The sequence below is a fragment of the Acidovorax cavernicola genome (assembly GCF_003581445.1).
In genome coordinates, this window is sequence record NZ_QXMN01000001.1 from 286,852 (window position 1) to 308,191 (window position 21,340).

At 68.5% G+C, this 21,340-nt stretch carries 23 protein-coding genes; 15 read left to right on the top strand and 8 right to left on the bottom strand.

The genetic code is table 11. The features are described from left to right. Positions 1-66 precede the first annotated feature (66 nt). From cls to D3H34_RS01385, 4 genes are read left to right on the top strand one after another with little or no spacing between them, the layout of a single operon-like run. Complete coding sequence (gene cls / locus D3H34_RS01370; protein WP_119551468.1) at positions 67-1,515, top strand: cardiolipin synthase; 1,449 nt, start codon at positions 67-69, stop codon at positions 1,513-1,515. Further along, positions 1,516-2,955, top strand: a complete 1,440-nt coding sequence (gene sbcB, locus D3H34_RS01375; RefSeq protein ID WP_119551471.1) for an exodeoxyribonuclease I — start codon at positions 1,516-1,518, stop codon at positions 2,953-2,955. Positions 2,956-2,972: 17 nt separating this feature from the next. Beyond that, positions 2,973-3,404 (top strand): DUF3574 domain-containing protein, encoded by a 432-nt coding sequence (locus D3H34_RS01380; protein WP_119551474.1) that lies wholly within the window; start codon positions 2,973-2,975, stop codon positions 3,402-3,404. Then, positions 3,391-3,939 carry a GNAT family N-acetyltransferase gene (locus D3H34_RS01385; protein WP_286185337.1) on the top strand — a complete coding sequence of 183 codons (549 nt, stop codon included), beginning with the start codon at positions 3,391-3,393 and terminating at the stop codon, positions 3,937-3,939. Before D3H34_RS01380 ends, D3H34_RS01385 begins: the two co-directional genes overlap by 14 nt. On the opposite strand, the gene D3H34_RS01390 is transcribed toward D3H34_RS01385, so the two are convergent. Both D3H34_RS01390 and D3H34_RS01395 read right to left on the bottom strand, forming a co-directional pair. Next, positions 3,936-4,445, bottom strand: coding sequence for a GNAT family N-acetyltransferase (locus D3H34_RS01390; protein ID WP_119551480.1), 510 nt, complete (start codon positions 4,443-4,445; stop codon positions 3,936-3,938). The genes D3H34_RS01385 and D3H34_RS01390 overlap by 4 nt on opposite strands. 8 nt (positions 4,446-4,453) lie before the next feature. Beyond that, positions 4,454-5,518, bottom strand: coding sequence for a DUF72 domain-containing protein (locus D3H34_RS01395; RefSeq protein ID WP_119551484.1), 1,065 nt, complete (start codon positions 5,516-5,518; stop codon positions 4,454-4,456). A 61-nt stretch (positions 5,519-5,579) separates the two neighbouring features. Between D3H34_RS01395 and D3H34_RS01400 the strand changes: the two genes are divergently transcribed. From D3H34_RS01400 to D3H34_RS01435, 8 genes are all read left to right on the top strand, one after another. Continuing rightward, positions 5,580-7,058, top strand: a complete 1,479-nt coding sequence (locus tag D3H34_RS01400) for a sensor histidine kinase (protein ID WP_119551487.1) — start codon at positions 5,580-5,582, stop codon at positions 7,056-7,058. Next, entirely contained in the window at positions 7,055-7,711 is a 657-nt protein-coding gene (locus tag D3H34_RS01405; protein WP_119551490.1) for a response regulator transcription factor, read from the top strand. Before D3H34_RS01400 ends, D3H34_RS01405 begins: the two co-directional genes overlap by 4 nt. Before the next feature lie 117 nt (positions 7,712-7,828). After that, on the top strand, positions 7,829-8,329 hold the full coding sequence (locus D3H34_RS01410) for a GlcG/HbpS family heme-binding protein (RefSeq protein ID WP_119551493.1): 501 nt from the start codon (positions 7,829-7,831) through the stop codon (positions 8,327-8,329). After that, positions 8,329-9,027 carry an ankyrin repeat domain-containing protein gene (locus tag D3H34_RS01415; RefSeq protein WP_119551496.1) on the top strand — a complete coding sequence of 233 codons (699 nt, stop codon included), beginning with the start codon at positions 8,329-8,331 and terminating at the stop codon, positions 9,025-9,027. The genes D3H34_RS01410 and D3H34_RS01415 overlap by 1 nt, the downstream gene beginning before the upstream one ends. 65 nt (positions 9,028-9,092) lie before the next feature. Then, positions 9,093-9,728 carry an FMN-binding negative transcriptional regulator gene (locus D3H34_RS01420; RefSeq protein WP_119551498.1) on the top strand — a complete coding sequence of 212 codons (636 nt, stop codon included), beginning with the start codon at positions 9,093-9,095 and terminating at the stop codon, positions 9,726-9,728. A 1-nt stretch (position 9,729) separates the two neighbouring features. After that, the gene (locus tag D3H34_RS01425) at positions 9,730-9,954 is read left to right on the top strand and encodes a hypothetical protein (RefSeq protein WP_119551501.1); all 225 of its coding nucleotides are present in this window, start codon (positions 9,730-9,732) and stop codon (positions 9,952-9,954) included. Next, complete coding sequence (gene tadA / locus D3H34_RS01430; RefSeq protein ID WP_119551504.1) at positions 9,944-11,050, top strand: tRNA adenosine(34) deaminase TadA; 1,107 nt, start codon at positions 9,944-9,946, stop codon at positions 11,048-11,050. Before D3H34_RS01425 ends, tadA begins: the two co-directional genes overlap by 11 nt. Then, positions 11,047-12,027 (top strand): LD-carboxypeptidase, encoded by a 981-nt coding sequence (locus D3H34_RS01435; RefSeq protein WP_119551507.1) that lies wholly within the window; start codon positions 11,047-11,049, stop codon positions 12,025-12,027. The genes tadA and D3H34_RS01435 overlap by 4 nt, the downstream gene beginning before the upstream one ends. A gap of 52 nt (positions 12,028-12,079) precedes the next feature. Here the strand turns inward: D3H34_RS01435 and D3H34_RS01440 are convergent, their stop codons facing one another. Next, positions 12,080-12,415 (bottom strand): hypothetical protein, encoded by a 336-nt coding sequence (locus D3H34_RS01440; RefSeq protein WP_119551510.1) that lies wholly within the window; start codon positions 12,413-12,415, stop codon positions 12,080-12,082. A 336-nt stretch (positions 12,416-12,751) separates the two neighbouring features. Here D3H34_RS01440 and D3H34_RS01445 point away from each other — a divergent pair, with 336 nt between their 5' ends. The 3 genes from D3H34_RS01445 to D3H34_RS01455 all read left to right on the top strand — a co-directional run bounded on the left by D3H34_RS01445 (position 12,752) and on the right by D3H34_RS01455 (position 14,585). Next, positions 12,752-13,699, top strand: coding sequence for an adenylate/guanylate cyclase domain-containing protein (locus D3H34_RS01445; RefSeq protein ID WP_119551513.1), 948 nt, complete (start codon positions 12,752-12,754; stop codon positions 13,697-13,699). A 122-nt stretch (positions 13,700-13,821) separates the two neighbouring features. Beyond that, positions 13,822-14,169, top strand: coding sequence for a hypothetical protein (locus D3H34_RS01450; protein ID WP_119551515.1), 348 nt, complete (start codon positions 13,822-13,824; stop codon positions 14,167-14,169). A 185-nt stretch (positions 14,170-14,354) separates the two neighbouring features. Then, complete coding sequence (locus D3H34_RS01455; RefSeq protein WP_070060568.1) at positions 14,355-14,585, top strand: hypothetical protein; 231 nt, start codon at positions 14,355-14,357, stop codon at positions 14,583-14,585. Positions 14,586-14,620: 35 nt separating this feature from the next. On the opposite strand, the gene D3H34_RS01460 is transcribed toward D3H34_RS01455, so the two are convergent. The 5 genes from D3H34_RS01460 to D3H34_RS01480 all read right to left on the bottom strand — a co-directional run bounded on the left by D3H34_RS01460 (position 14,621) and on the right by D3H34_RS01480 (position 21,284). Beyond that, positions 14,621-14,980: a response regulator gene (locus D3H34_RS01460; RefSeq protein WP_119551518.1), complete on the bottom strand. Its 360-nt coding sequence runs from the start codon at positions 14,978-14,980 to the stop codon at positions 14,621-14,623. Between the two features lie 77 nt (positions 14,981-15,057). Then, on the bottom strand, positions 15,058-16,284 hold the full coding sequence (locus D3H34_RS01465; RefSeq protein ID WP_119551520.1) for a hybrid sensor histidine kinase/response regulator: 1,227 nt from the start codon (positions 16,282-16,284) through the stop codon (positions 15,058-15,060). After that, entirely contained in the window at positions 16,274-16,885 is a 612-nt protein-coding gene (locus D3H34_RS01470; protein WP_119551523.1) for a chemotaxis protein CheB, read from the bottom strand. Before D3H34_RS01470 ends, D3H34_RS01465 begins: the two co-directional genes overlap by 11 nt. After that, the gene (locus tag D3H34_RS01475; protein ID WP_491047148.1) at positions 16,882-17,712 is read right to left on the bottom strand and encodes a CheR family methyltransferase; all 831 of its coding nucleotides are present in this window, start codon (positions 17,710-17,712) and stop codon (positions 16,882-16,884) included. The genes D3H34_RS01470 and D3H34_RS01475 overlap by 4 nt, the downstream gene beginning before the upstream one ends. A gap of 53 nt (positions 17,713-17,765) precedes the next feature. Continuing rightward, complete coding sequence (locus D3H34_RS01480) at positions 17,766-21,284, bottom strand: response regulator (RefSeq protein WP_119551526.1); 3,519 nt, start codon at positions 21,282-21,284, stop codon at positions 17,766-17,768. Between the last annotated feature and the right edge of the window lie 56 nt (positions 21,285-21,340).

Below are 21,340 nucleotides of genomic sequence, written 5' to 3' on the forward strand. Positions count from 1 at the left end.
GTAGCATTCGCTGCCGGCCTTTTTCTTTGGGCCGGCCGAAAACACCCGTCTTCATCCGCTTTCGCCTTGATCCTTCCAGAACTTAGCCACGAATGGAAAACCGGCCTCTCCCTGGCGTGGAGCGGCTACATCGCCGTGCTGTCGATCTGGATCGTGATGCAAAAGCGCGCGCCGGTGTCCACCATGAGCTGGATCCTGTCGCTGGCGCTGCTGCCGTTCGCGGGCTTCATCGTCTATTACTTCCTGGGGCCGCAGCGGTTGCGCAAGCAGCGGCTCAAACGCCTGCGCACCCGCGCGAGTGCACATGCGCAGGCCGACCTGGCGCGGCTGCGGGATGCGTCGCAGCACGCGCCACCGGCGTTGCAGCAGATGGCCCGCCTGGGCACGGCAGCCTGCGGCCTGCCGGTGTCGAGCGCCACGGGCGTCGAGCTGCTCTCGGGCGGTGCGCGCACCTTCGACGCGATCTTCGAGGCCGTGCGGGCTGCGCGCGACCACGTCCACCTCGAGTACTACATCTTCGAGCCCGACCGGATCGGCACCGCGCTGCGTGACCTGCTGATCGAGCGTGCGCAGGCCGGCGTGCGGGTGCGCCTGCTGCTCGACGCGCTCGGCTCCAAGCGCATCGGCCGCAAGTTCATGGCGCCGATGCATGCGGCTGGCGTGGAGGTGGCGCTGTTCCACGACACCAAGATCGGCCGGCGTCTGCGCCCCGTGACCAACTACCGCACCCACCGCAAGATCGTGGTGTGTGATGGCCGCGTCGGCTTCACGGGCGGCGTCAACATCACCGACGAGGAAGACAAGCGCACCAACCCCAAGGACGCCTACCACGACGTGCACGTGCGCATCGAAGGCAGCGCGGTGCGCTGGTTGCAGACCACCTTTCTCGAGGACTGGAGCTACGCCACCGGTGACAGGCAGAACAAGTCGGATGCGGTCCTGGACGTACTGCTGCCCCAGGTGGAGGCGGGCGACATCCCGGTGCAGATCGTCACCAGCGGGCCCGACAACGCGCTCGAGGCCATCCACCGCATGCACGTCGAGGCCATCCATTCGGCCACGCGTCGGGCCTGGCTCACCACGCCGTACTTCGTGCCGGGAGAGCCCGCGCTGATGGCGCTGACCAGTGCGGCACTGCGCGGTGTCGATGTGCGCCTGCTCGTGCCGCGCCGCAGCGATTCGGCCATCGTGAGCGCGGCGGCGCGTTCGTACTTCGACGAACTGATGGCCGCCGGCGTCAAGGTCTGGGAGTACAAGGCGCGCATGCTGCATTCCAAGACGCTGGTGGTCGACGACCATTGCGCGATGATCGGCACCGCCAATTTCGACAACCGCAGCTTCCGGCTCAACTTCGAGGTCTGCGCCGTGGTCTACGGACCCGCGCTGACCCAGCCGCTGGCGGCGCAGTTCGAAACCGACCTGCACAGTTCCGGCGCCGTGCGCGCCAACCGGCCGCAGACTTTCTGGCGTCGCCTCGGCGACGCGATTGCGCGACTGTTTTCTCCCTTGCTCTGAATGAACCACACCTTTCTCTGGCACGACTACGAAACCTTTGGCGCCGTGCCGCGCCGCGACCGTCCCTCGCAGTTCGCGGCCATCCGCACCGACGCCGAACTCAACGAGGTCGGCGAGCCGCTGATGATCTATTGCAAGCCCGCGCCGGACTACCTGCCCAGTCCCGAGGCCTGCCTGATCACCGGCATCACGCCGCAGGTCTGCCTGGAGCGCGGCATTCCCGAGCACGAGTTCGCGGCCCACATCGAGAAGGCCTTCTCGCAGCCCGGCACGGTCGGCGTGGGCTACAACACCATCCGCTTCGACGACGAGGTCACGCGCTTCCTCTTCTGGCGCAACCTCATCGATCCGTACGCGCGCGAGTGGCAGAACGACTGCGGCCGCTGGGACCTGCTCGACGTGGTGCGCCTCACTTATGCGCTGCGCCCCGACGGCATCGAGTGGCCGAAGAAGGAGGACGGCAAGCCCAGCTTCAAGCTCGAAGACCTGGCGCGTGCCAATGGCCTGCTGCACGAGTCGGCGCACGATGCCTTGTCCGACGTGCGCGCGACCATCGCGCTGGCGCGGCTCATTCGCGACAAGCAACCCAAGCTGTTCGACTTTGCCTTCAGCCTGCACAAGAAAGACCGTGTGGCGATGGAGCTCGGCCTGCCCGCGATGCGCGAGACCGCCAAGCCCTTCCTGCACGTGTCGGGCATGTTCCCGGTCGAGCGCGGCTGCCTGGCCGTGATGTGGCCGCTGGCCAGCCATCCGACCAACAAGAACGAGCTGCTGGCCTGGGATCTGTCCCAAGACCCGAGTGAGCTGCGCGACCTGGATGCCGAGACGCTGCGCCTGCGCCTGTTCACGCGCACCGCCGACCTGCCGGAGGGCATGACGCGGCTGCCGATGAAGAGCGTGCACCTCAACAAATCGCCGATGGTGGTCGGCAACCTGCGCACGCTCGCGGCGCCCATGGCCGAGCGCTGGGGCGTCGACATGGACACCGCCATGCGCCACGCCGCCATCGCGCGCGACCTGCCCGACATGAGCGCGATCTGGTCGCAGGTCTTCGCCCGCCCGAAGGAGGCGACGCCCGATGTCGATGAAGACCTCTACGGTGGTTTCGTCGGTAACGGCGACCGTCGTCGCTTGAACCAGTTGCGCGGTCTCTCGCCCGAAGGGCTCGCCAAGGAACGCGTGGCCTTCGACGACGGACGGCTGGAAGAGATTCTTTTCCGCTACCGTGCGCGCAACTGGCCCGAGTCGCTGAACGAGGAGGAAACCGAGCGCTGGGAAGCGCTGCGCGTGGCGCGCCTGTTCAAGGGCGAGGGCGGGGCGCGCACCATCGAGGCGCTGTTCAGCGAGGTCGATGCGTTGTCCGAGAACGCCGACGAGCGCGGCGAGGAAATCCTGGGCGCGCTGTACGAGTACGCCGAGGCGATCGCGCCCGAGGCCTGAAAGACCGAGGCACCGAAATGAACGTCGCGCACCGACTGTCTCGCGCAGGCATGGCGGGCGCGCTGACGACGGCGGCGTTAATGCTTGCAGGCTGCGCCACGGGGCAGCCCGGCAACTGCGCCGAGGGCTTCGAAGCCTTCGAGCGCGACACCCTCTATTTCGGTCGCTCCATCCCAACGGGTGGACAGGTGTCCGATGCCGACTGGACCGACTTTCTCGACACCCGCGTCCCGGCCTTTCCGCAGGGCTTCACCGTGATCGACGCCGCCGGCCAGTGGCGCGGCGCGTCGGGGCAGGTGGTGCGCGAGCCTTCGAAGCTGGTGGTGCTGCTGCATCCGCGCGATGCCAAGGCCGATGCGGCCATCGCCGCGTTGATCGACACCTATCGCCAGCGTTTCGCCCAGGAAGCTGTGTTGCAGGAAAGGCAGGCCGTCTGTGCCCGTTTCTGAACCCGCCCATGTCGTTCGCCGCCTGGCGCCGCCGGACGCCTCAGCCTACCGAGCCTTGATGCTCGACGCGTACGCCAATCATCCCGAGGCCTTCACCTCGACCGTGGAGGAGCGCACCGCGCTGCCGCCGGACTGGTGGGTGGCGCGGCTGCAAACCGGCAGTGACACTGCCGAGGTGGTGTACGGCGCCTTCGATGCCGCGGGCACGCTGGTGGGCGCTGCGGGAATCGGCCGCGAGGCGCGGCAGCGTGCGCGTCACAAGGCCACCTTGTTCGGTATGACGGTGGCTGCTTCGGCACGGCGCGCGGGCGTCGGACGGTTGCTGGTCCTGGCGCTGCTGGCGCATGCCCGCGCGCTCGATGGTGTGCGGCTGGTGCAGCTCACGGTGACCGAGGGCAATCGACCGGCTCAGGCGTTGTACGCGCGCTGCGGGTTCCAGGTCTTCGGCACTGAGCCGAAAGCCATGTTGCTCGATGGCGTGTTCCTGTCGAAGGTCCACATGTGGTGCGACCTTGATGCCGTGCCGGCGGCTTAGGCGTCGCGCTCGCGCACCATCAGCAGGGCGGGCCCGTCCGGCGTAGCGACCTCGTCAACCGCACGAAAGCCCGCCTTGGCGAAGCTGCGGATCGCGCGCAGGTTGCGCGGCGACGGGTCGGTCTGCACGCGCGTGACCGCCGGGTCGGCGAACAGCTGATCGGTGAAGGCGCGCACCATCGCGCTGCCAAGTCCGCGATTCAGCTGGTCGGCCTGCGCCAGGAACTGGTCGATGCCGCGCGCGCCCGGGTCGCGTTCGTCCTCCCACCAGCCGCCTCCCGACCCCATCACGACATAGGACTGGATGAAACCCAGCGGCTGCCCGTCGAGCAGCGCGATGTAGCCGCGATCGGTCGAGCCGGGCGCCAGCATCGGCGTGAAGTCGGCCTCGACCTCGGCGAGCGTGGGCACGGGTGTCCACCACTCGGCCACATGCGGGCGGCACAGCCATTCGTGGAGCATGGCGAAATCCGTGGTGCGCAGTGGGCGGAACGAGATCGGGTGCATGGGGCGTGCTAGCGGGACATCCGGTCGACGATGTCCTGCGCCAGCGAGGCGATGGTCAGCGGCGCGCAGCCTTCCGCGTTGTTGCTCACGGTGACGAAGGCGTTCTGCCCGGCGCCCGTGGTGCCGGCGATCACCTTGGCCAGCGCGGCGCGGGTTTCGGGGTCGGGGTCGAGCACCTTGTCGAAGGGGCCGTAGAGTTTTTCGGCATCTTCATAGCCGAAGCGGCCGTGGCGGCGGTGCAGGTTCCAGCGGCACACCAGCGGACCGGGCCACAGCGCGCGCAGCATCGGCAACTGGTCTTCGATGGGCGGCATCTTCGCGTGCAGGCCCATGCAGAAGGTCGCGCCCACGCTGCGCAGCATGTCGGCGAAGGCGGGGCACAGGAGTTGCGGGTCGCGCACCTCGACGGCCAGCACGGCGTCGGGCGCGATCGGCTTCAGGTCGGGCAGCGAGGCCAGCATGGCGCCGATGCGCGCGATCAGCGCGGGCTGGTCGGCCAGCAGGTGCGACGGGATCGGGCTCAGCTGGAACACGAGCGCGCCGATGCGGTGGCCCAGCCCGTCGAGTGCCGGTTGCACGAACTCCTGCAGTGCGATCGCGTGGCTCAGGAACACCGGGTTGGCCTGCGTGCCGCGGCCGCTTTCGTCGCGCACGGTGGCGTCGGTCACGAGGCTCGGGGCCTTCACGACGAAGCGGAAGTCGTCCGGCACCATGGCCGCGTAGCGCGCATACTGGCTGGCCGTGAGGGCGCGATAGAAGTTGCGATCGAGGCTCACGGTGCGCAGCAGCGGGTGCTGCGCCAGAGCCGAGAGGCCGTTCTTGGACAGCACGGTTTCGGCGTAGTCGCCATCCCAGACCAGGCCGGCCCAGCCGGGGTAGCTCCACGACGAAGTGCCCAGCCGCAGCTGCGGTGGCAACTCCGCGGCCAGGGCGACCAGCGCCGCGTCGGCCGCCACGGGCTTCACGGTGGCGCCGCGCGACTTCTTCGGCGAAGGCGCCGGCGCGTCGACCTCTTCGGCCGGGCGCGGAAGTTCGGGGAGATCGGAAAAGAGGGAGTCCTGCACGTCAGCCATGTCTGGGTCGGCATTTTCGGCCAAGCAGGGAGGCCCGTCGGCGCCGGGCACAATCCGCGCCATGACACAGTGGTTGCGGACGCGGGGTGGTTGGTGGCTGGCCTGGCTGGTGCTCACGGCCGCCGGGGCCGTGTGGTTCGCGCGCGCCGAGCTGACCCGGCTCCAGCAGGATTTCGAGACCGATGCGCGCATCGCCCACCGGCTCATGAGCCAGCAGGTGGTGCAGTACGACGCCGTGCTGGCCACGCTCGCGCTGCTGGAACCCAACGCCGGCGCGGACTATCCCGAACGGCGCCTGCCGTCGGTGTACTCGTCGATCCTGCGCGTGCAGCGGCGCGCGGCCGACGAGCCCTGGCCCGATGCCGAACACGCCGACGCGCTGGCCGCCGCCGAAGCCCGCTCCCGGGCCGAACGCCGCGCCGACCTGGCCGTGCTCGACCTCGCGCATGGCCGCTACCAGCTCGTGATCGGCTCCGAGCCGCTCAGCTACGCGCTCGAAATCGACCTGGTCGGCTCGGTGCCCTGGCGCGACTGGCCGATGAACCCGCAGCGCAGCCCGGTGCGCCTGATCCTGCAGCGCGACGGCCAGCAACTGGTGCTGCAGCCCGGCCAGCCCGCCGAAGGCGGCTGGCACTACGGCCTGAGCAAGGCGCTCGCGTCGCCGAGCCAGCCCTTCGAACTCGTGGCCGAGCGTCAGGTCGGCTGGGCCGAGCTGCCGTGGCGCACCATCGGCGGCTGGGCGGCGGCGATGGCGCTGCTGCTCACCGGCCTTTGGGCGGCGCAGCGCCAGCGCATCGCCCGGCGCCGCGCCGAAGAGCTGCTTCGCCTGGGCCAGGTGGCGCGGCTCAATGCGCTGGGCGAGCTGTCGGCCGGGCTGGCGCACGAACTCAACCAGCCGCTCACGGCCGTGCTGGCCAACACCCAGGCCGCGCGCCGCCTGCTCGGCGACGAGCCGCCCGACCTCGCCACCGCGCGCGACGCGATGGGGCAGGCCGTCGAGCAGGCCCGCCGCGCAGCCGGCGTGGTCGGCCGCCTGCGCCGCGTGATCGAACGCCCCGAGGCCGGTGGCGACGTGAAGCCGCTGGTGCTGCAGGAGGTGGTGCGCAGCGCCATGCACCTGCTGGCGCCCGAGTTCGCGCGCCACGGCGTGGCGGCCCAGTTCGACGCCAGCGCGCAGGCGCCGGTGCGCGTGCAGGCCGAGGCCGTGGCGCTGGAGCAGATCGTGCACAACCTGCTGATGAACGCGACGCAGGCACTCGACCTCGTGCCCGCTGCCGAGCGCCGCCTCGTGGTCTCGGTCGGCCGCAACGGCGAGGAGGGCGTGCTGACCGTCACCGACAACGGCCGCGGCATCGCACCCGAGGCGTTGCCGCGCCTGTTCGAGCCCTTCTTCAGCACGCGCGAGGGCGGCCTGGGCCTCGGCCTCAGCCTGAGCGAAACGCTGGCCAGCGGCATGGGCGGCAGCCTGAGCGCCGCCAACGCCTCGCCGCGCGGCGCGCGCTTCACCTTGCTGCTGCCGCTGGTGGCGCCCTCGACATGAACCACAAGCCCACCGCCGACCAGCCGCAGTCGCCCCTGATCCACCTGATCGACGACGACCAGGCCGTGCGCGACAGCCTCTCGCTGCTGATCGGCACCGTCGGCCTGCGTGTGCAGGGCTGGGCCGATCCGCAGGCCTTCATCGACGGCTTCGACCGCGCCAGCGTCGGTGCCATCGTGCTCGACGTGCGCATGCCCGGCATCAGCGGCCTCACGGTGCTCGACCGGTTGGTGGCGCAGGGCGTCGACCAGCCCGTGATCATGCTGACCGGCCACGGCACGGTCGAGATGTGCCGTCGTGCCTTCAAGGCCGGCGCGGCCGAGTTCCTCGAGAAGCCGGTGGACGACGAGCAACTGCTCGAAGCCCTGCAGCAGGCCGTGCGCCAGCATGTGCGCTCGCGCGAGCGCTCGCAGGCCGACCACGCGGCGCGCGAGCGGGTGGCGCAGCTGTCGGAGCGCGAGCGCGAGGTGCTGGCCTTCATCGTGCAGGGGCTCACCAACAAGGAGATCGCGCGCGTGCTGGCGCTGTCGCCGCGCACGGTCGAAACGCATCGCGCCAACCTGTTCGCCAAGCTCGAGTGCGACTCGCTCGCGCAGCTGATCCGGCGCTATGCCGTGCTGGCACCGGATGCGGGCGAAAAGGGCGCTCCGTAGTTCTACGGAGTGCCGGACGTAGCCGTACGAATGGCTGCGGCGGGGCGTATTTTTTACAGTGACGCAGCTGTCGGCACAGGCCGGAGCCAACCCTCTCATCACTGGAGAAAAAACACCATGCAATCGATCATCCGCGTTGGCGGCCTCGCCGTTCTGCTCGCTGCTTCCGTCGCCCAGGCCCAGACGCCGGCCCCCGCTGTTCGCACCGAAAAGAACATCTCGCTCGCGCTGGCCAACCAGATCGCCGCAGAGACCGTCGCCGCCTGCGCCGCCAACGGCTACAACGTGGCCGCTACCGTGGTCGACCGCGCCGGTGTGGTGCGCGCCGTGCAGCGTGCCGACAACGCCGGCCCGCACACGCTGGCTTCGAGCGAGCGCAAGGCCTGGACCTCGGCGTCGGCCAAGAGCCCCACGCAAGCCATGATGGAAGGCGCCCAGAAGAACCCCGGCGCCGCCAACCTCGTCTACCTGCCGGGCTTCCTGCTGCTGGGCGGCGGCGTGCCGATCAAGTCGGGCAACGAAGTGATCGGCGCCGTGGGCGTGGGCGGTGCGCCGGGCGGCCACCTGGACGAGCAGTGCGCCAACGCTGCGCTCGAGAAGGTCAAGGGCCAGCTCTGATGAACGCGCGCGGTCTCTGGTCGGCGGTGCTTGCCGCCGCGCTCGGCTGGAGCGCCGCGCCCGGCGCGGCGGCCCAGGTGCCGCCGCTGGCTGCGGAGGTGCTGGCCTACGAGGGCCTGCATCGCGCGGCCTGGCACGGCGACCTGCCCAAGCTCAAGAGCCTGATCGCCTCGGGCGCCAGCCTCGATGCACGCGACACGCGCGGCCGCACGCCGCTGCAGGTCGCCACCTATGCGCGACAACGCGACGCCGTGAAGCTGCTCGTCAAGGCCGGCGCGAACATCGACCTGCTCGAAGACGACCGCTACGACGCCGTGACCATCGCGGCCGTCGCAGACGACGCCGCCACGCTCGCGCTGCTGCTGCAGCTGGGCGCCAAGCCCGGGCAGACCACCAGCCGCTACGACGGCACCGCACTGATTGCTGCCGCGCACTTGGGGCACGACGAGGTCGTGCGCCGGCTGGTCGCAGCCGGTGCGCCGCTGGACCACGTGAACAACCTGCACTGGACGGCGGTGATCGAATCGATCGTGCTCGGCGACGGTGGCCCGCGCCACCAGCGCACCCTGGCCGCCCTGATTGCCGGCGGTGCCAACCTGCAGCTGGCCGATCGGCAGGGCCTCACGCCGCTGCAGCTGGCGAAGGCGCGCGGCTACACCGCGATGGTGAAGCAGCTGGAAGCGGCGCGCGCCAAGTAGCCCGCCCATCCCGGAAGCCGGGGCGACTCGGGGACAATCGGGCCTCCCCACGAGGAACCCGCCCCATGTACATGCCCCCGCAGTTCAACGCCAAGGACCCGGCCGTCGCGCTGGGCCTGATGCGCGCGCACCCCTTTGCCAACCTGATCTCGAACGATGACGAGGGCTTGCCTTTCGTCACGCACCTGCCGCTCGTGGCCGAGCCGCGAGAGGGCGATGCGCTCGTGCTGCTCGGGCACTGCGCCAAGCCCAACCCGCACTGGCGCTACCTGCAGGCGCGGCCGCGCGCGGTCGTGGTCTTCCAGGGGCCGCACGCCTACCTGTCGCCGGCGGTCTATCCCGACCTGGCGCGGGTGCCGACCTGGAACTACCTCGCGGTCCATTGCACCGTCGAAGCCCGGCTCGTCGAGGCGCCCGAGGCCAAGGATGCGTTGCTCAAGAAGCTCATTGGCGAGCACGAGCCGGCGTATGCGCAGCAATGGAAAGACCTCGGTGAAGAGTTCCAGCGCAAGATGCTGGCCGGCATCATGGGCTTCGAGCTGCATGTGACGGCGCTGCAATGCAAGATCAAGCTCAACCAGCACCGGCCTGAATCGCATGCGGCGATGGGCGAGGTCTACCGCGCCGGCTCGCCGGACGAGCAGGCGCTGGCGGTGTGGATGGAGCGGCTCGGCATGGTCGCCGCGGCGCAGGAGCGCTGAGATGCGGGTGTTCGGATTGATCGGCCTCGTGCTCGCGCTGGTCGTCGTAGGGTTGCTGGCGAAGCAGCAGCTGTCGCGGACCGCAATCTCCAAGCAGCCGGCTGTACCCGGTGCGTCAGCCCCGGCGGCTGTCGATGCGCGCACGCAGGCGCAGCAGGTCCAACAGCAGGTCAAGGACGCTCTCGACGCCGCGACCCAGGCCCGCAAGATGCCCGATGACAACTGAGCCGAACGACGACGCGCACTGGATGGCGCTCGCCTTGCAGGAAGCGCAGCGCGCGGCCGATGCAGGCGAAGTGCCGGTGGGCGCGGTGCTGGTGAAGGACGGCCAGGTCATCGCGACCGGCCGCAACACGCCCGTGGCGCAGCACGATCCGAGCGCCCATGCCGAGATCAACGCGCTGCGTACCGGCGCCGCGGCGCTCGGCAATTACCGGCTCGACGGCTGCGAGCTGTTCGTCACTCTTGAACCCTGCGCGATGTGCGCGGGCGCGATGCTGCATTCGCGGCTGGCGCGCGTGGTGTTCGGTGCCACGGACCCCAAGACCGGCGCCGCGGGCTCTGTGCTCGACCTGTTCGCCGAGCCGAAGCTGAACCACCACACCCGCGTGCAGGGCGGGGTGATGGCCGACGACTGCAGCGCGTTGCTTCAGCACTTCTTCCAGCAGCGTCGCAGCGCCGCACGGGCGCAGGCCGAGCCGCTGCGTGACGATGCCTTGCGCACGCCCACTGAGCGTTTTGCCGCGCTCACCGATTTCGACTTCACGCCGCACCACGTCCAGGACCTGCCGGTCCTGCAAGGCTGGCGCCTTCATTGGGTGGACGAGAGCGGCCCAGCGGCCAGCGACGGTCGCGTGGCCGACTGCCTGTGCCTGCATGGCCCGGGCGAATGGGGCTATCTCTTTCGGCACCTTGTCGGTACGGCGGGACTGCGCACGTTGGTGCCCGACCTGATCGGCTTCGGCAAGAGCGACAAGCCCAAGCGAGAAGCGGCGCATCGGCTCGAATGGCATCGCGACGTGCTGCTCGCATGGCTGGACCAGATCCATTCCGAGCCGCTCGTGCTGGTGCACAGCGAGGCGGGCCGCGAACTGGCTGCCTTGCTGCAGGCCGCGGCACCAGGCCGCTTGACCATGAAGCTCGTCGCACCCGACAGCGGCGTGCGCGCCAAGGACGCCTGGCGCGCGCCGTTCCCCGACCGGGGCTACGAAGCCGCGCTGCGGGCGCTCGGTCCGCGCGCCGCATCGGGCGGGCCGACCACCGCGCAAGCCGCCACCCTGGCCCGGCAGATCCGGGACGCAATGGGATACTCGACGCCGTGAATCCGCAACATATCTACATCTACTCCCCCTCCAGTGCCATCCGCGACAAGGCTGCCTTCCGGCGTGGCGTGGCGCGACTCAAGGCCCTGGGCCATGAGGTCGAAGTCGACGAAGCCGCGCTCACGGCACATCAGCGTTTTGCCGGCGACGACGCCACGCGGCTCGCCGCCATCTCGCGCGCAGCCGCGAGCGGTGCCGATGTCGCGTTGATCGCACGCGGCGGCTACGGCCTCACGCGCATCCTCGACGCGCTCCCGTACAAGGCCCTGGCCAAGGCGATCGACAAGGGCACCGAGTTCGTCGGCTGCAGCGACTTCACGGCCCTGCAGAACGCACTGCTGGCCAAGAACGGCGCCGTCACCTGGTCCGGCCCCGCGGTCGGCGAAGACTTCGGTGCCGAAGGCGGCCCCGACGACATCATGGAAGCCTGCTTCGACGATCTGTTGACGGGGCAGGGCGAGGGCACCGGCTGGCGCATGCCCGTGCGCGACGCCGAACTCAAGATCAAGCCGATCGAAGACGCCGTGCTCTGGGGCGGCAACCTCTGCGTGCTGACCAGCCTGCTGGGCACGCCGTACTTCCCGATGGTCGATAAGGGCGTGCTCTTCATCGAGGACACCAACGAGCATCCGTACCGCATCGAGCGCATGCTCGACCAGCTGAAGCTCGCGGGCGTGCTGGCGCGGCAGAAGGCCATCGTGTTCGGCCAGTTCACGGGCGTGCGCAACATCGCCGGCTATGACCGCGGCTTCGGCATGAACACGGTGATCGACCGGCTGCGCGCCAGCCTGAAGAAGGTGCAGGTGATCGCTGGCCTGCCGTTCGGGCATGTGCAGACCAAGGTGCTGCTGCCGGTGGGTGCGAAGGTGGCGCTGGCCGCCGAAGGGCGCGATGTGTTCCTGGTGTGGGGCCATCGGCATGCCCATCATGACCATGACCATCATGGTCACGACCATCACCATCACCACGATCACTGAGTCGAAAAAAAAGCGGCCACCGGTGCCGCTGCGATGCCGGCCGGTCAGGCCATCACTGGTTCGTGAAGCGCTGATGGACGCGCGGGCCCATCGAGCCGGGCAGGCCGCCCTTGAACATGCTGTTGATTTCCTTCATCTGGCGTCGCGCGGCCGATTCGCCGTCGATGGCGCTCAACGCGACCATCACGTCCTGACGCAGATACCAGAGGGTCTCGACGTCGCCTGCAAAGCGCACGCGCTGGCTGATGCGCTGGATCGACTGGCCACCGCGGCCCTGGAGCACCGACAGCATGGCCGTGCGAATCCGCCCGAGCTGACTTTCCCCGACCTGCCGCGAGCCCAGGCCGGGTACGTTCAGGAGCTGAAAAAGACGGCGAAAGAGCAGCATGTCACGAAAAGCGTATTGCCGGGAGCTGAGACGGTCGCTACCTTAAGCCTCAGTTCGCCGAGACACAAGATGTGAAACACCGTTTCTTGTTTGCAAACAACAAGCTTTAGCGGTCACTTTTGATGTTATTTGAATTTTGAGTCAAAAAGTATTAAAAAACTTTCGACTCCATTTCCACCGGCGCGCCAAATCGCCCTTGCATCATGCAGCGTCAACAAGAAAGTTCTGCGGATCGTTCCTTGCATGTGCAGGCGCATGTCGGGGAAACTTCTTGCAGGAGCGGCGAGAGGCCCTGAGCAATATCAACCAGCGCTTGCAGCCACAAGAAAAAACAGTATGGGTGTCAATTCCACAGTCGTTTTCGCGGACTTGACCGGAAGTACCAGGGTCTTCGAAGCCATGGGGAACGCGCGTGCCACCGAGACCGTGACGCGTTTGACCCAATGGATCGGGCGCGTGTGCGAGGCGCACGGAGGCCGGGTCGTGAAATCGTTGGGCGACGGCGTGTTCGCCATCTTCTCGGGCGGCGCGGCCGCCACGCACGCGGTGATCGAGCTGCAGCGATACCACCAGAAGCGCCTGGCCGGCTGGCCCGTGCCGCTGCGCATGGCGCTGCAGATCGGCGTGGCGAGCGGCGACGTGGTCGAGGTGGAGGGCGACTGCTTCGGTGACGCCGTCAACCTGGCTTCACGCCTGAGCGATCTGGCCGGCCCCGGCCAGATCTGGGTTACCGAGGCGGTGATCAATCAGTTGCACGAAGGCGCCGTGCAGCACCGTGACCTCGGCCCGATCAACATCCGCGGGCGCAGCGAGATGCAGGTCGTCCACCGCCTCGACTGGCAGGAGGACCTGACCAGCTTCCTGACCGTGCCGGCCGCGCTCGTGCCGGCGCGGCTGCCCGACTCCACCTTCGGCCACATCGAGCTCGCGTGGCTGGACGTGCGCTCGATGTTCCGCATCGACCAGCTGCCGATTCACCTGGGGCGCGTCGGCGACGCGCAGTTCGTGGTCAACGACCCGCGCGTGTCACGGCTGCATGCGCGCATCGAGGAGCGGCAGGGCAGTTGTGTGCTGATCGACGTCAGCACCTACGGCACCTGGGTGCGCTTCCATGGCAACGGCGGGTTGAGCCACGAGATCGCGCTGCGGCGCGACGAATGCGTGCTGCACGGCCGCGGCGAGATCGGCCTGGGCGCACCGCTGAGCGACTTCAGCGCGCCGACCATCGCCTTCAACACGACCGGCGACGACGTGATGCTGTCGCGCCGCGCGATCGTGGATTGATGACCAACTGAGAATCTCGTTCACGTTTGGCAACCAGCTGGTGGGGTTTCGCGTGCACCACGCGGGGGCGTGCGGCGTTGCAGGACGACCCCGGCGCCGTTCGCGCCGGGCCTGGAGCCACCATGCATTCCCCAAGTGATTCTTCTGTTTTCAGATGGGCCGCCGTCGCGGTGATCGCGGCCGGCGCGCTGCTCGCCACGGGCGCTGCCAGCGCGCGCACGAGCTGGTCGGTGCAGATCGGCACGCCCGGCGCGGTCTATGCGCCGCCGTACTACGTGCCGCCGCCCGTCTATGCGTATCCGGCCCCGATCTACTACGAGCCACCGCCCAGGGTCTATTACCGTCCGCCGCCGCCCGTGTACTACCGGCCGGCTCCGATCTACACCCCGCCACGCGGACGCCTCTACTACGGCCCCGGCTATCCCTACCGTCCACCGAACGATGATGACGACGACGATGACCGCGATTGACCCGCGGCCCGCGTGCTGGCGGGCATGCCAATTCTTGGCGTGAACCCTGACGAAAACGTCACATTCGGTCACATTTGTAAGATCAAAGAATTCAATTCATGCCCGAAAGACTGTTTCAGCCTGGGGCATGACACTTGCCTTGGATCGCTCAACCGGCGCGGAGGGCGCTGAAGGAGCGACAAAAAATGCAGACCAGCGTTCGGCCATTCACCGATGTCGAGGCCGCCATCGCGGCGGTGGAGGCCTTGGACGGCGAACTCCGGAAGTTCGAGCTGGCCGTGGGGGACAACCTCCAGGACAGCATCGGCCTGCAGATGGCGCAGATCACCGATCGCGCGCTCGCACGCGGCTGGGAACCCAGCGGCTTCATCCAGAAGGAAGGTTTTCGCCTGTACCGCTACCGCGCGATGCGCTGAAGGGCGAGGGCGCCAAGCCCGGACAAGCCCCGGCTTCAGGCCGGCGCCAGGATGCGCTCGAGCGCGCCGATGTCGATGGGCTTTTGCAGGTGGTGGTCGAACAGCGCTTCACCCGGCGCCGCGTTCGCCGCGTCCCGTTCCGAAAACCCCGAGATCGCCACCAGCAGCCGCGGCGTGCCTTCGGCGGGGGCGGCGCGCAGCCGGCGTGCCACCTCGGTGCCCGGGAAGTCGGGCAGGGTGAGGTCGATCAGCGCCGCATCGAAGTGCTCACCGGCGGCCGCGTCCAGGGCCTGTTGCGCCGTGTAGGTGCAGCGGGCGGTGTGGTCCTGCAGCGTCAGCAGTTCGCGCAGCAGGTCGGCCGCGGCCTCGTTGTCGTCGACGATCAGCACATTCACAGTTGTTTTCTCTCGGCATCCATTGATTGCGATCCCGGAGTATCGACGCTGCACCCACCGGAAACCGTAACAAGGCCCTAGTTTGTGATCTCTCCGGTGTCCGGCGTGGCAACGGGTGGCTGCAAGGGCAGCTCGACGAAAAAGCGGGCGCCCTGGCCCTGTGTGCTCTCCACGCCGATGCGGCCCGCATGCAGGCTCACGATCTTGTGCGTGATGTACAGGCCCAGGCCCAGACCGGCCGCGTGCTTGCGGCTGACGTCGGTGCGCTCGAACTGTTCGAAGATGCGCTGGTGGTCCTCGGGCGAGATGCCGATGCCCTGGTCGCGCACGCTCACGACCGCTTGGTCGCCGTCCAGCCGCACCGTCATCTCGACCGGCTTGCCGCCGCCATAGCGCAGCGCGTTGGTCAGCAGGTTGGTCAGCACCTGTTCGATGCGGAACTCGTCCCACACGCCGCGCAACGTCTCGGGCGCCTCCAGTGTGATCGTGCTGCCCGCCGCTTCGGCCTGGTGGCGCAGGTTGTCCACCACGGCGTGGGCCAGCGAGGCGAGGTCGACCGGCTTGGTCTGGATCGACAAGGCATCGCGCCGCAGCCGCGTCACGTCGAGCATGTCGTCGATCAGCCGGACCATGTTGCGGATCTGCCGCTGGTCGCGCTCGATCATCGTGGGCAGCTTCTCGGGCGCGAAGCTATCGAGCTTGCCCTTGGACAGGTGCAGCTGCCGCAGCTGCGCTTCGAGGTAGAGCGTGTTCAGTGGTGTGCGCAGCTCGTGCGACACCATCGACATGAAGTCGTCGCGCATGCGCACCGCGCGTTCCAGCTCGCGCTGCGTGTGCTGCAGCTGCTGCACCAGCTCTTCCTGCTTGCGGTGCGCAGCCGCCAGTGATTCCATCTCGTGGCGCAGCGCCTTGCGGTGCTGGTGCAGGTCGACGAACACGCTGACCTTGCTGACCACCGCGTGCGGGTCGAGCGGCTTGTGCAGGAAATCGACCGCGCCGCTTTCGTAGCCCTGGAAGGCGTAGTTCATCTCGCGTCCGGCGGCGCTCACGAAGATGATCGGGATGTGCCGCGTGCGCTCGGTGCCGCGCATCAGCTCGGCCAGCTCGAAGCCGTTCATGCCGGGCATCTGCACGTCGACGATGGCGAGCGCGAATTCATGCTCCAGCAGCAGCGCCAGCGCGGCCTCGGCCGAGCCGGCGCGGTACACCAGCCGCCCGGGCGCGCGGATCAGCGCCTCGAGCGCCAGCAGGTTCTCGGGCAGGTCGTCGACGATGAGCAGCTTGCTTTCGACCTCAATGGGCATGGACGGGCTCCAGTTGCTGCAGCAGGGTGCGCAGTTCGCACAGGGGAAGCACGTGGTCGGGTGCGTGGCGCGCGATGGCGGCGAGAGGCATGGTGGGAACCAGGGCTTCTTTCGGGTCTTGTACGGCGGTGAGTCCGCCGGCGCGATGGATGTGGAGCAGGCCTTCGGCGCCGTCCTCGTTCGCGCCGGTCATGAGGAATCCCGCCACCGACGGCCCGTAGGCGTCGGCGGCCGAGGCCATGAGCACATCGATGGAGGGGCGCGAGAACAGCACGGGCGGCTCGCAGCTCAGCGAGAAGCGGCGCCCGCGCTCGATCGACAGGTGGTAGCCGGGCGGTGCGAAGTACAGGCAGCCGTCTTCCAGCGGCATCTTGTCGAGCGCCTCGTGCACGGGAATCGAGAGGCGCTGCGCAAAGATCTCGGCCAGGTGGCTCTCGTGCGACTCGGGCAGGTGCAGCACCACGGCCATCGGAATGCGCCAGCCCGCGGGCAGGCCGTCGAGCACCGCCCCGAGCGCGTCGATGCCGCCGGCCGAGGCGCCGAGCACCACGGCCTCCACGCGGCGAACCGGAAACGAACGGGGCGTGCCGGCGCGCTTCATGCGACCTTGCGGTAGATGCGTTCGGACCGCGCGTGGGCGTCGAAGCGGTCGGCGTAGCCCGAGAAGTCGATGCTTTCCTTCGAGCCCAGGCCGAGAAAACCGCGGTGCGACAACGACTCGTGGAACAGCCCGAGCGCGCGGTCCTGCAACTGGCGGTTGAAGTAGATGAGCACGTTGCGGCACGACACCAGCTGCGTCTCGGCGAACACGCTGTCGGTGGCCAGGCTGTGGTCGGCAAAGATGACGTCGGCGCACAGCGACGGGTCGAAGCGCGCAGCTTCGTAGGCGGCGGTGTAGTAGTCGGAGAACGCGCTGAGACCGCCTGCGCGCTGGTAGTTGGACGTGTAGCCGCGGATCGCCTCCAGCGGAAAGATGCCCTGGCGCGCCTTCTCGAGCGAGGCCGGGTTGATGTCGGTGGCGTAGATCTGCGTGCGTTCGAGCAGCCCTTCTTCGCGCAGCAGGATGGCCAGCGAGAACACCTCCTCGCCCGTGCTGCAGCCCGCCACCCACACCTTGACCGAGGGGTAGGTGTGCAGGATCGGCACCACGTGCTGGCGCAGTGCCAGGAAGTAGGCCGGGTCGCGGAACATCTCGCTCACGGGGATCGTCAGGTACTGCAGCAGCTGGCCGAACAGCGTCGCGTCGCGCAGCACGCGGTCCTGCAGCGCCGAGATGCTGGGCAGTTCGAGCTGTTCCAGCGCGTACAGCACGCGGCGCTTCTGCGAAGCGGTCGTGTAGTTGCGGAAGTCGTAGCTGTACTTGAGGTAGATGGCCTCCATCAGCAGGCGCAGCTCGATCTCGGTGTCGCTCAGCGGCTGGAGTTGCACGGGTCCGCTGGCCGGCGCATTGGCCGGTGTCGAGGAGGGGAGAGGCTTTCGCGTCACAGGCGCTCCATCTTCGGCATCCACACGCGCAGCAGCGAGAACAGGCGCTCCAGGTCCACCGGCTTGGCCAGGTAGTCGCTGGCGCCTGCGGCCAGGCACTGGTCGCGGTCGTCCTTCATGGCCTTGGCGGTGATGGCGATCACCGGCATCTTCACGAAGCGCGGGTCGGCGCGCAGCCGGCGCGTGGCTTCCAGGCCGTCCATCTCCGGCATCATCACGTCCATCAGCACGAGGTCGATCTCGCTCACTTGGTCGAGCCGCTCCAGCGCCTCGCGGCCGTTGCGCCCGATCTCGACCGTGGCGCCGCGCTGCTCCAGCGCACTGGTGAGCGCGAAGATGTTGCGCACGTCGTCGTCCACCAGCAGGATGGTGCGGCCCTCGAAGATGCGGTCGCGTCCGCGCGCCGTCTTCAGCATGCCCTGGCGCTCGCTCGACAGCTCGGCCTCCACCTTGTGCAGGAACAGCGTCACTTCGTCGAGCAGCCGCTCGGGCGAGCGCGCGCCCTTGATGATGATCGAGCGCGAGTAGCGCTGCAGCTCGGTTTCTTCGTCACGCGTGAGGTTGCGCCCCGTGTAGACGATGACCGGCGGGAACGACACGATCTCTTCCGCCGCCATCTGCTTGAGCAGTTCGCTGCCCTGCATGTCGGGCAGGCGCAGGTCGGTGACCATGCAGTCGAACACGCGCGTGCGCAGGAGATCCAGCGCCTCTTCGCCGGAGCCGACCGCGACGATCTCGATGTCGTCGTCGCCGATCAGCTGGATCACGCTCTCGCGCTGTCGCGCGTCGTCTTCCACCAGCAGCACGACCTTGACCTTCTGCGTGAGCTTTTCCTCCAGCCGCGCGAACACCTTGGTCAGCTCTTCGCGCGTAGCGGGTTTCAGCGCGAACCCGATGGCGCCCATGTGGAGGGCGGCGGCCTGTGCGTTGTCGGCGGCCGAGACCACGTGGATCGGAATGTGCCGTGTGTGCGGCGAGTCCTTGAGCTTTTGCAGCACGTCCAGGCCGGTGCTGTCGGGCAGGCGCATGTCCAGCAGGATCGCGTCGGGCACGAACTGCGTGGCCAGCTCGAAGCCATCGGCCGCACCGTGCGCCACCAGGCAGCGGTAGCCCAGTTCATGCGCCAGGTCGTACAGGATGTGGGCGAACTGGGGCTCGTCCTCGATCACCAGCACCCGGCGCACCTGGTCGCGCGGAATGGAGCGGTCGTCCGCGAAGCGCGGGGCCGGCACGACCGGCGCCGGGGCAGGCGGCGCGAGCGGCGGGGGCGACAGCACGGCCGGTGCATGCGAGTTCGAGGACGCAGAGGACGTCGACATGGAACGCAGCGCGCCCACCGAGCCCACAGGCATGGCCGGTGCGGGCGCGGTCTGCGGCGCGCGCGGCGGCAACTGCAGCGTGAAGGTGCTGCCCTGGCCAGCCTCGCTCTTCACCGTCAGCGTGCCGCCGAGCAGCTGCGTCAGGTCGCGCGAGATCGATAGGCCCAGGCCCGTGCCGCCATAGCGTCGGCTGGTGGTGCCGTCGGCCTGGCGGAAGGCCTCGAAGATCAGCTCGTGCTGCTGCGGGTCGATGCCGATGCCCGAGTCGTGCACCGCAAAGGCCGCGCCGCCGTCGGCCGTGGCCGACACCGTGAGCGCCACCTCGCCGCGCTCGGTGAACTTGATCGCGTTCGACAGCAGGTTCTTCAGGATCTGCTCGACCCGCTGCCGGTCGGTGATCAGCAGGGCCGGCGCATCGGGCCGCAGCTCGAGGCGGAACTCCAGGTTCTTGTCGCCCGCGAGCGGGCGGAAGGTGCTTTCCAGGCTCTGGGCGAGCTTGTCGAGCGGCACCTCCTCGGGCACCAGCTCCAGCTTGCCGGCCTCGACCTTGGCGATGTCCAGGATGTCGTTGATGAGCACCAGCAGGTCGTTGCCCGAGGCGTAGATCGATTCCGCGAACTTCACCTGTTCCAGCGTCAGGTTGCCCTGCGGGTTGTCGCCCAGCAGCTTGGCCAGGATGAGCGCGCTGTTGAGCGGCGTGCGCAGTTCGTGCGACATGTTCGCCAGGAACTCCGACTTGTAGCGGCTGGCGCGCTGCAATTCGTCGGCACGGTCTTCCAGGTCGCGTTGCACGCGGCGCAGCGCGGTGTTGCGCTGGTCGAGTGCCTCGGTGCGCTCGGAGAGCTGGCTGTTGGTCTGCTCCAGTTCGGCCTGCTGGTTCTCCAGCATGGCCTGCGAGGCGCGCAGGGCGCGCGACTGTTCTTCGAGCTCTTCGTTGGCGGTGCGCAGCTCTTCTTGCTGCACCTGCAGTTCTTCGTTGAGCTGCTGCGTCTCGGCCAGCACGTCCTGCAGCTGCTCGCGATAGCGCGCCGCCGCCAGCGAGGTGCCGATGTCGTCGGCCACCAGGTCGAACAGCTTGCCGCTGCGCTCGTCGGGCGTGCCCGGCAGGCCGAGTTCGACCACGCCGTTGACCGCGCCGTCGCTCGACACCGGCAGCAACAGCACGGCCTTGGGCGCCATCTCGCCGAGGCCGGAGTTCACCTTCAGGTAGTCGGCCTGCACCGGGTCGACCAGCATGCGGCGCTGCTCGGCGGCCGCCTGGCCGACCAGGCTTTCGGTGGGGGAGAACACCTGCGGCGAGGCTTCGGCCTCGCTGGAGAAACCGTAGCTTGCGGCGCGCCGCAACGGGCCGTGGCGTTCGCGCACATAGAGCGCACCGACCGAGCTGCCGAGGTGGCGCGAGAAGAACGCCAGGATCTTGCGGCCCATGTCCGGCGCGCTGAGTTCGCCGACCAGCTCGCCCACCAGTTCGGTCTGCGCGTTGCGCAGCCAGGCCTCCTGCGACAGGCGCTCCGCGTGGGCCGCCTGCTCGCGCAGCACCACGTCATAGCTGTCGGACAGCCGCACCAGCTGGCGGCGCCCGAAGAACGCCACCAGCCCGGAGTACACCAGCGTGAAGAGCAGGAACAGGCCCACCACCCACCAGCTCGTGCGGTTGGCCTCGTTGTTGCGCTGGAAGCGCAGCGCCTGCTCGGTGTCCATGAAGGCCGTGAACTCGGCGCGCATCTCGTCGGTCAGGCGCTTGCCGCGGCCCAGCCGGACGACGGCGTTCAGGTCCTGGCCATCACGGCGCGCCTCGATCATTTCGCGCGAGAACGCCAGCCACGATTCCTGCAGGCCGGCGATGCGGTTGATACGTTCCACCTGCTGGCGGTTGTCCGACACCTGCAGCCGCAGCGCGTCGGTGTCGGCCTTCAGGCGCGGCAGGGCCGCCTGGTAGGGCTCGAGAAAACTTTCCTCGCCGGTGATCAGGTAGCCGCGCATGCCGGTTTCCATGTCGATGGAGCGGCGCTGCAGTTCGCTGGCGGCGCGCGTGACCTGGTCGGTGTGCTCCACCCAGCTGATGGTCGACAACAGATACAGGATGAGCGCGACGAACGCCACCGCGCCGACCAGGCCACCGAGCAGCGGCAGCTTGAGGTTGCGGCCGAGCAGGCGGTCGAATTCGGCGGGATCGATCGCGGAGGGTGTTTTCATGAACGCATTTGTAAGCAAAACTTGTTGAGTCTTGCCGAAAAAGTTCATTAGACCTG

Coding starts and splice junctions, on each gene's coding strand:
- D3H34_RS01450 (WP_119551515.1), top strand. CDS start 13,822: ATGCATTCCCCAAGTGATTCTTCTGTTTTCAGATGGGCCGCCGTCGCG.
- D3H34_RS01405 (WP_119551490.1), top strand. CDS start 7,055: ATGAACCACAAGCCCACCGCCGACCAGCCGCAGTCGCCCCTGATCCAC.
- D3H34_RS01380 (WP_119551474.1), top strand. CDS start 2,973: ATGAACGTCGCGCACCGACTGTCTCGCGCAGGCATGGCGGGCGCGCTG.
- D3H34_RS01465 (WP_119551520.1), bottom strand. CDS start 16,284: ATGCCCATTGAGGTCGAAAGCAAGCTGCTCATCGTCGACGACCTGCCC.
- sbcB (WP_119551471.1), top strand. CDS start 1,516: ATGAACCACACCTTTCTCTGGCACGACTACGAAACCTTTGGCGCCGTG.
- D3H34_RS01400 (WP_119551487.1), top strand. CDS start 5,580: ATGACACAGTGGTTGCGGACGCGGGGTGGTTGGTGGCTGGCCTGGCTG.
- tadA (WP_119551504.1), top strand. CDS start 9,944: ATGACAACTGAGCCGAACGACGACGCGCACTGGATGGCGCTCGCCTTG.
- D3H34_RS01415 (WP_119551496.1), top strand. CDS start 8,329: ATGAACGCGCGCGGTCTCTGGTCGGCGGTGCTTGCCGCCGCGCTCGGC.
- D3H34_RS01455 (WP_070060568.1), top strand. CDS start 14,355: ATGCAGACCAGCGTTCGGCCATTCACCGATGTCGAGGCCGCCATCGCG.
- D3H34_RS01390 (WP_119551480.1), bottom strand. CDS start 4,445: ATGCACCCGATCTCGTTCCGCCCACTGCGCACCACGGATTTCGCCATG.
- D3H34_RS01425 (WP_119551501.1), top strand. CDS start 9,730: ATGCGGGTGTTCGGATTGATCGGCCTCGTGCTCGCGCTGGTCGTCGTA.
- D3H34_RS01470 (WP_119551523.1), bottom strand. CDS start 16,885: ATGAAGCGCGCCGGCACGCCCCGTTCGTTTCCGGTTCGCCGCGTGGAG.
- D3H34_RS01420 (WP_119551498.1), top strand. CDS start 9,093: ATGTACATGCCCCCGCAGTTCAACGCCAAGGACCCGGCCGTCGCGCTG.
- D3H34_RS01410 (WP_119551493.1), top strand. CDS start 7,829: ATGCAATCGATCATCCGCGTTGGCGGCCTCGCCGTTCTGCTCGCTGCT.
- D3H34_RS01440 (WP_119551510.1), bottom strand. CDS start 12,415: ATGCTGCTCTTTCGCCGTCTTTTTCAGCTCCTGAACGTACCCGGCCTG.
- D3H34_RS01480 (WP_119551526.1), bottom strand. CDS start 21,284: ATGAAAACACCCTCCGCGATCGATCCCGCCGAATTCGACCGCCTGCTC.
- D3H34_RS01395 (WP_119551484.1), bottom strand. CDS start 5,518: ATGGCTGACGTGCAGGACTCCCTCTTTTCCGATCTCCCCGAACTTCCG.
- D3H34_RS01445 (WP_119551513.1), top strand. CDS start 12,752: ATGGGTGTCAATTCCACAGTCGTTTTCGCGGACTTGACCGGAAGTACC.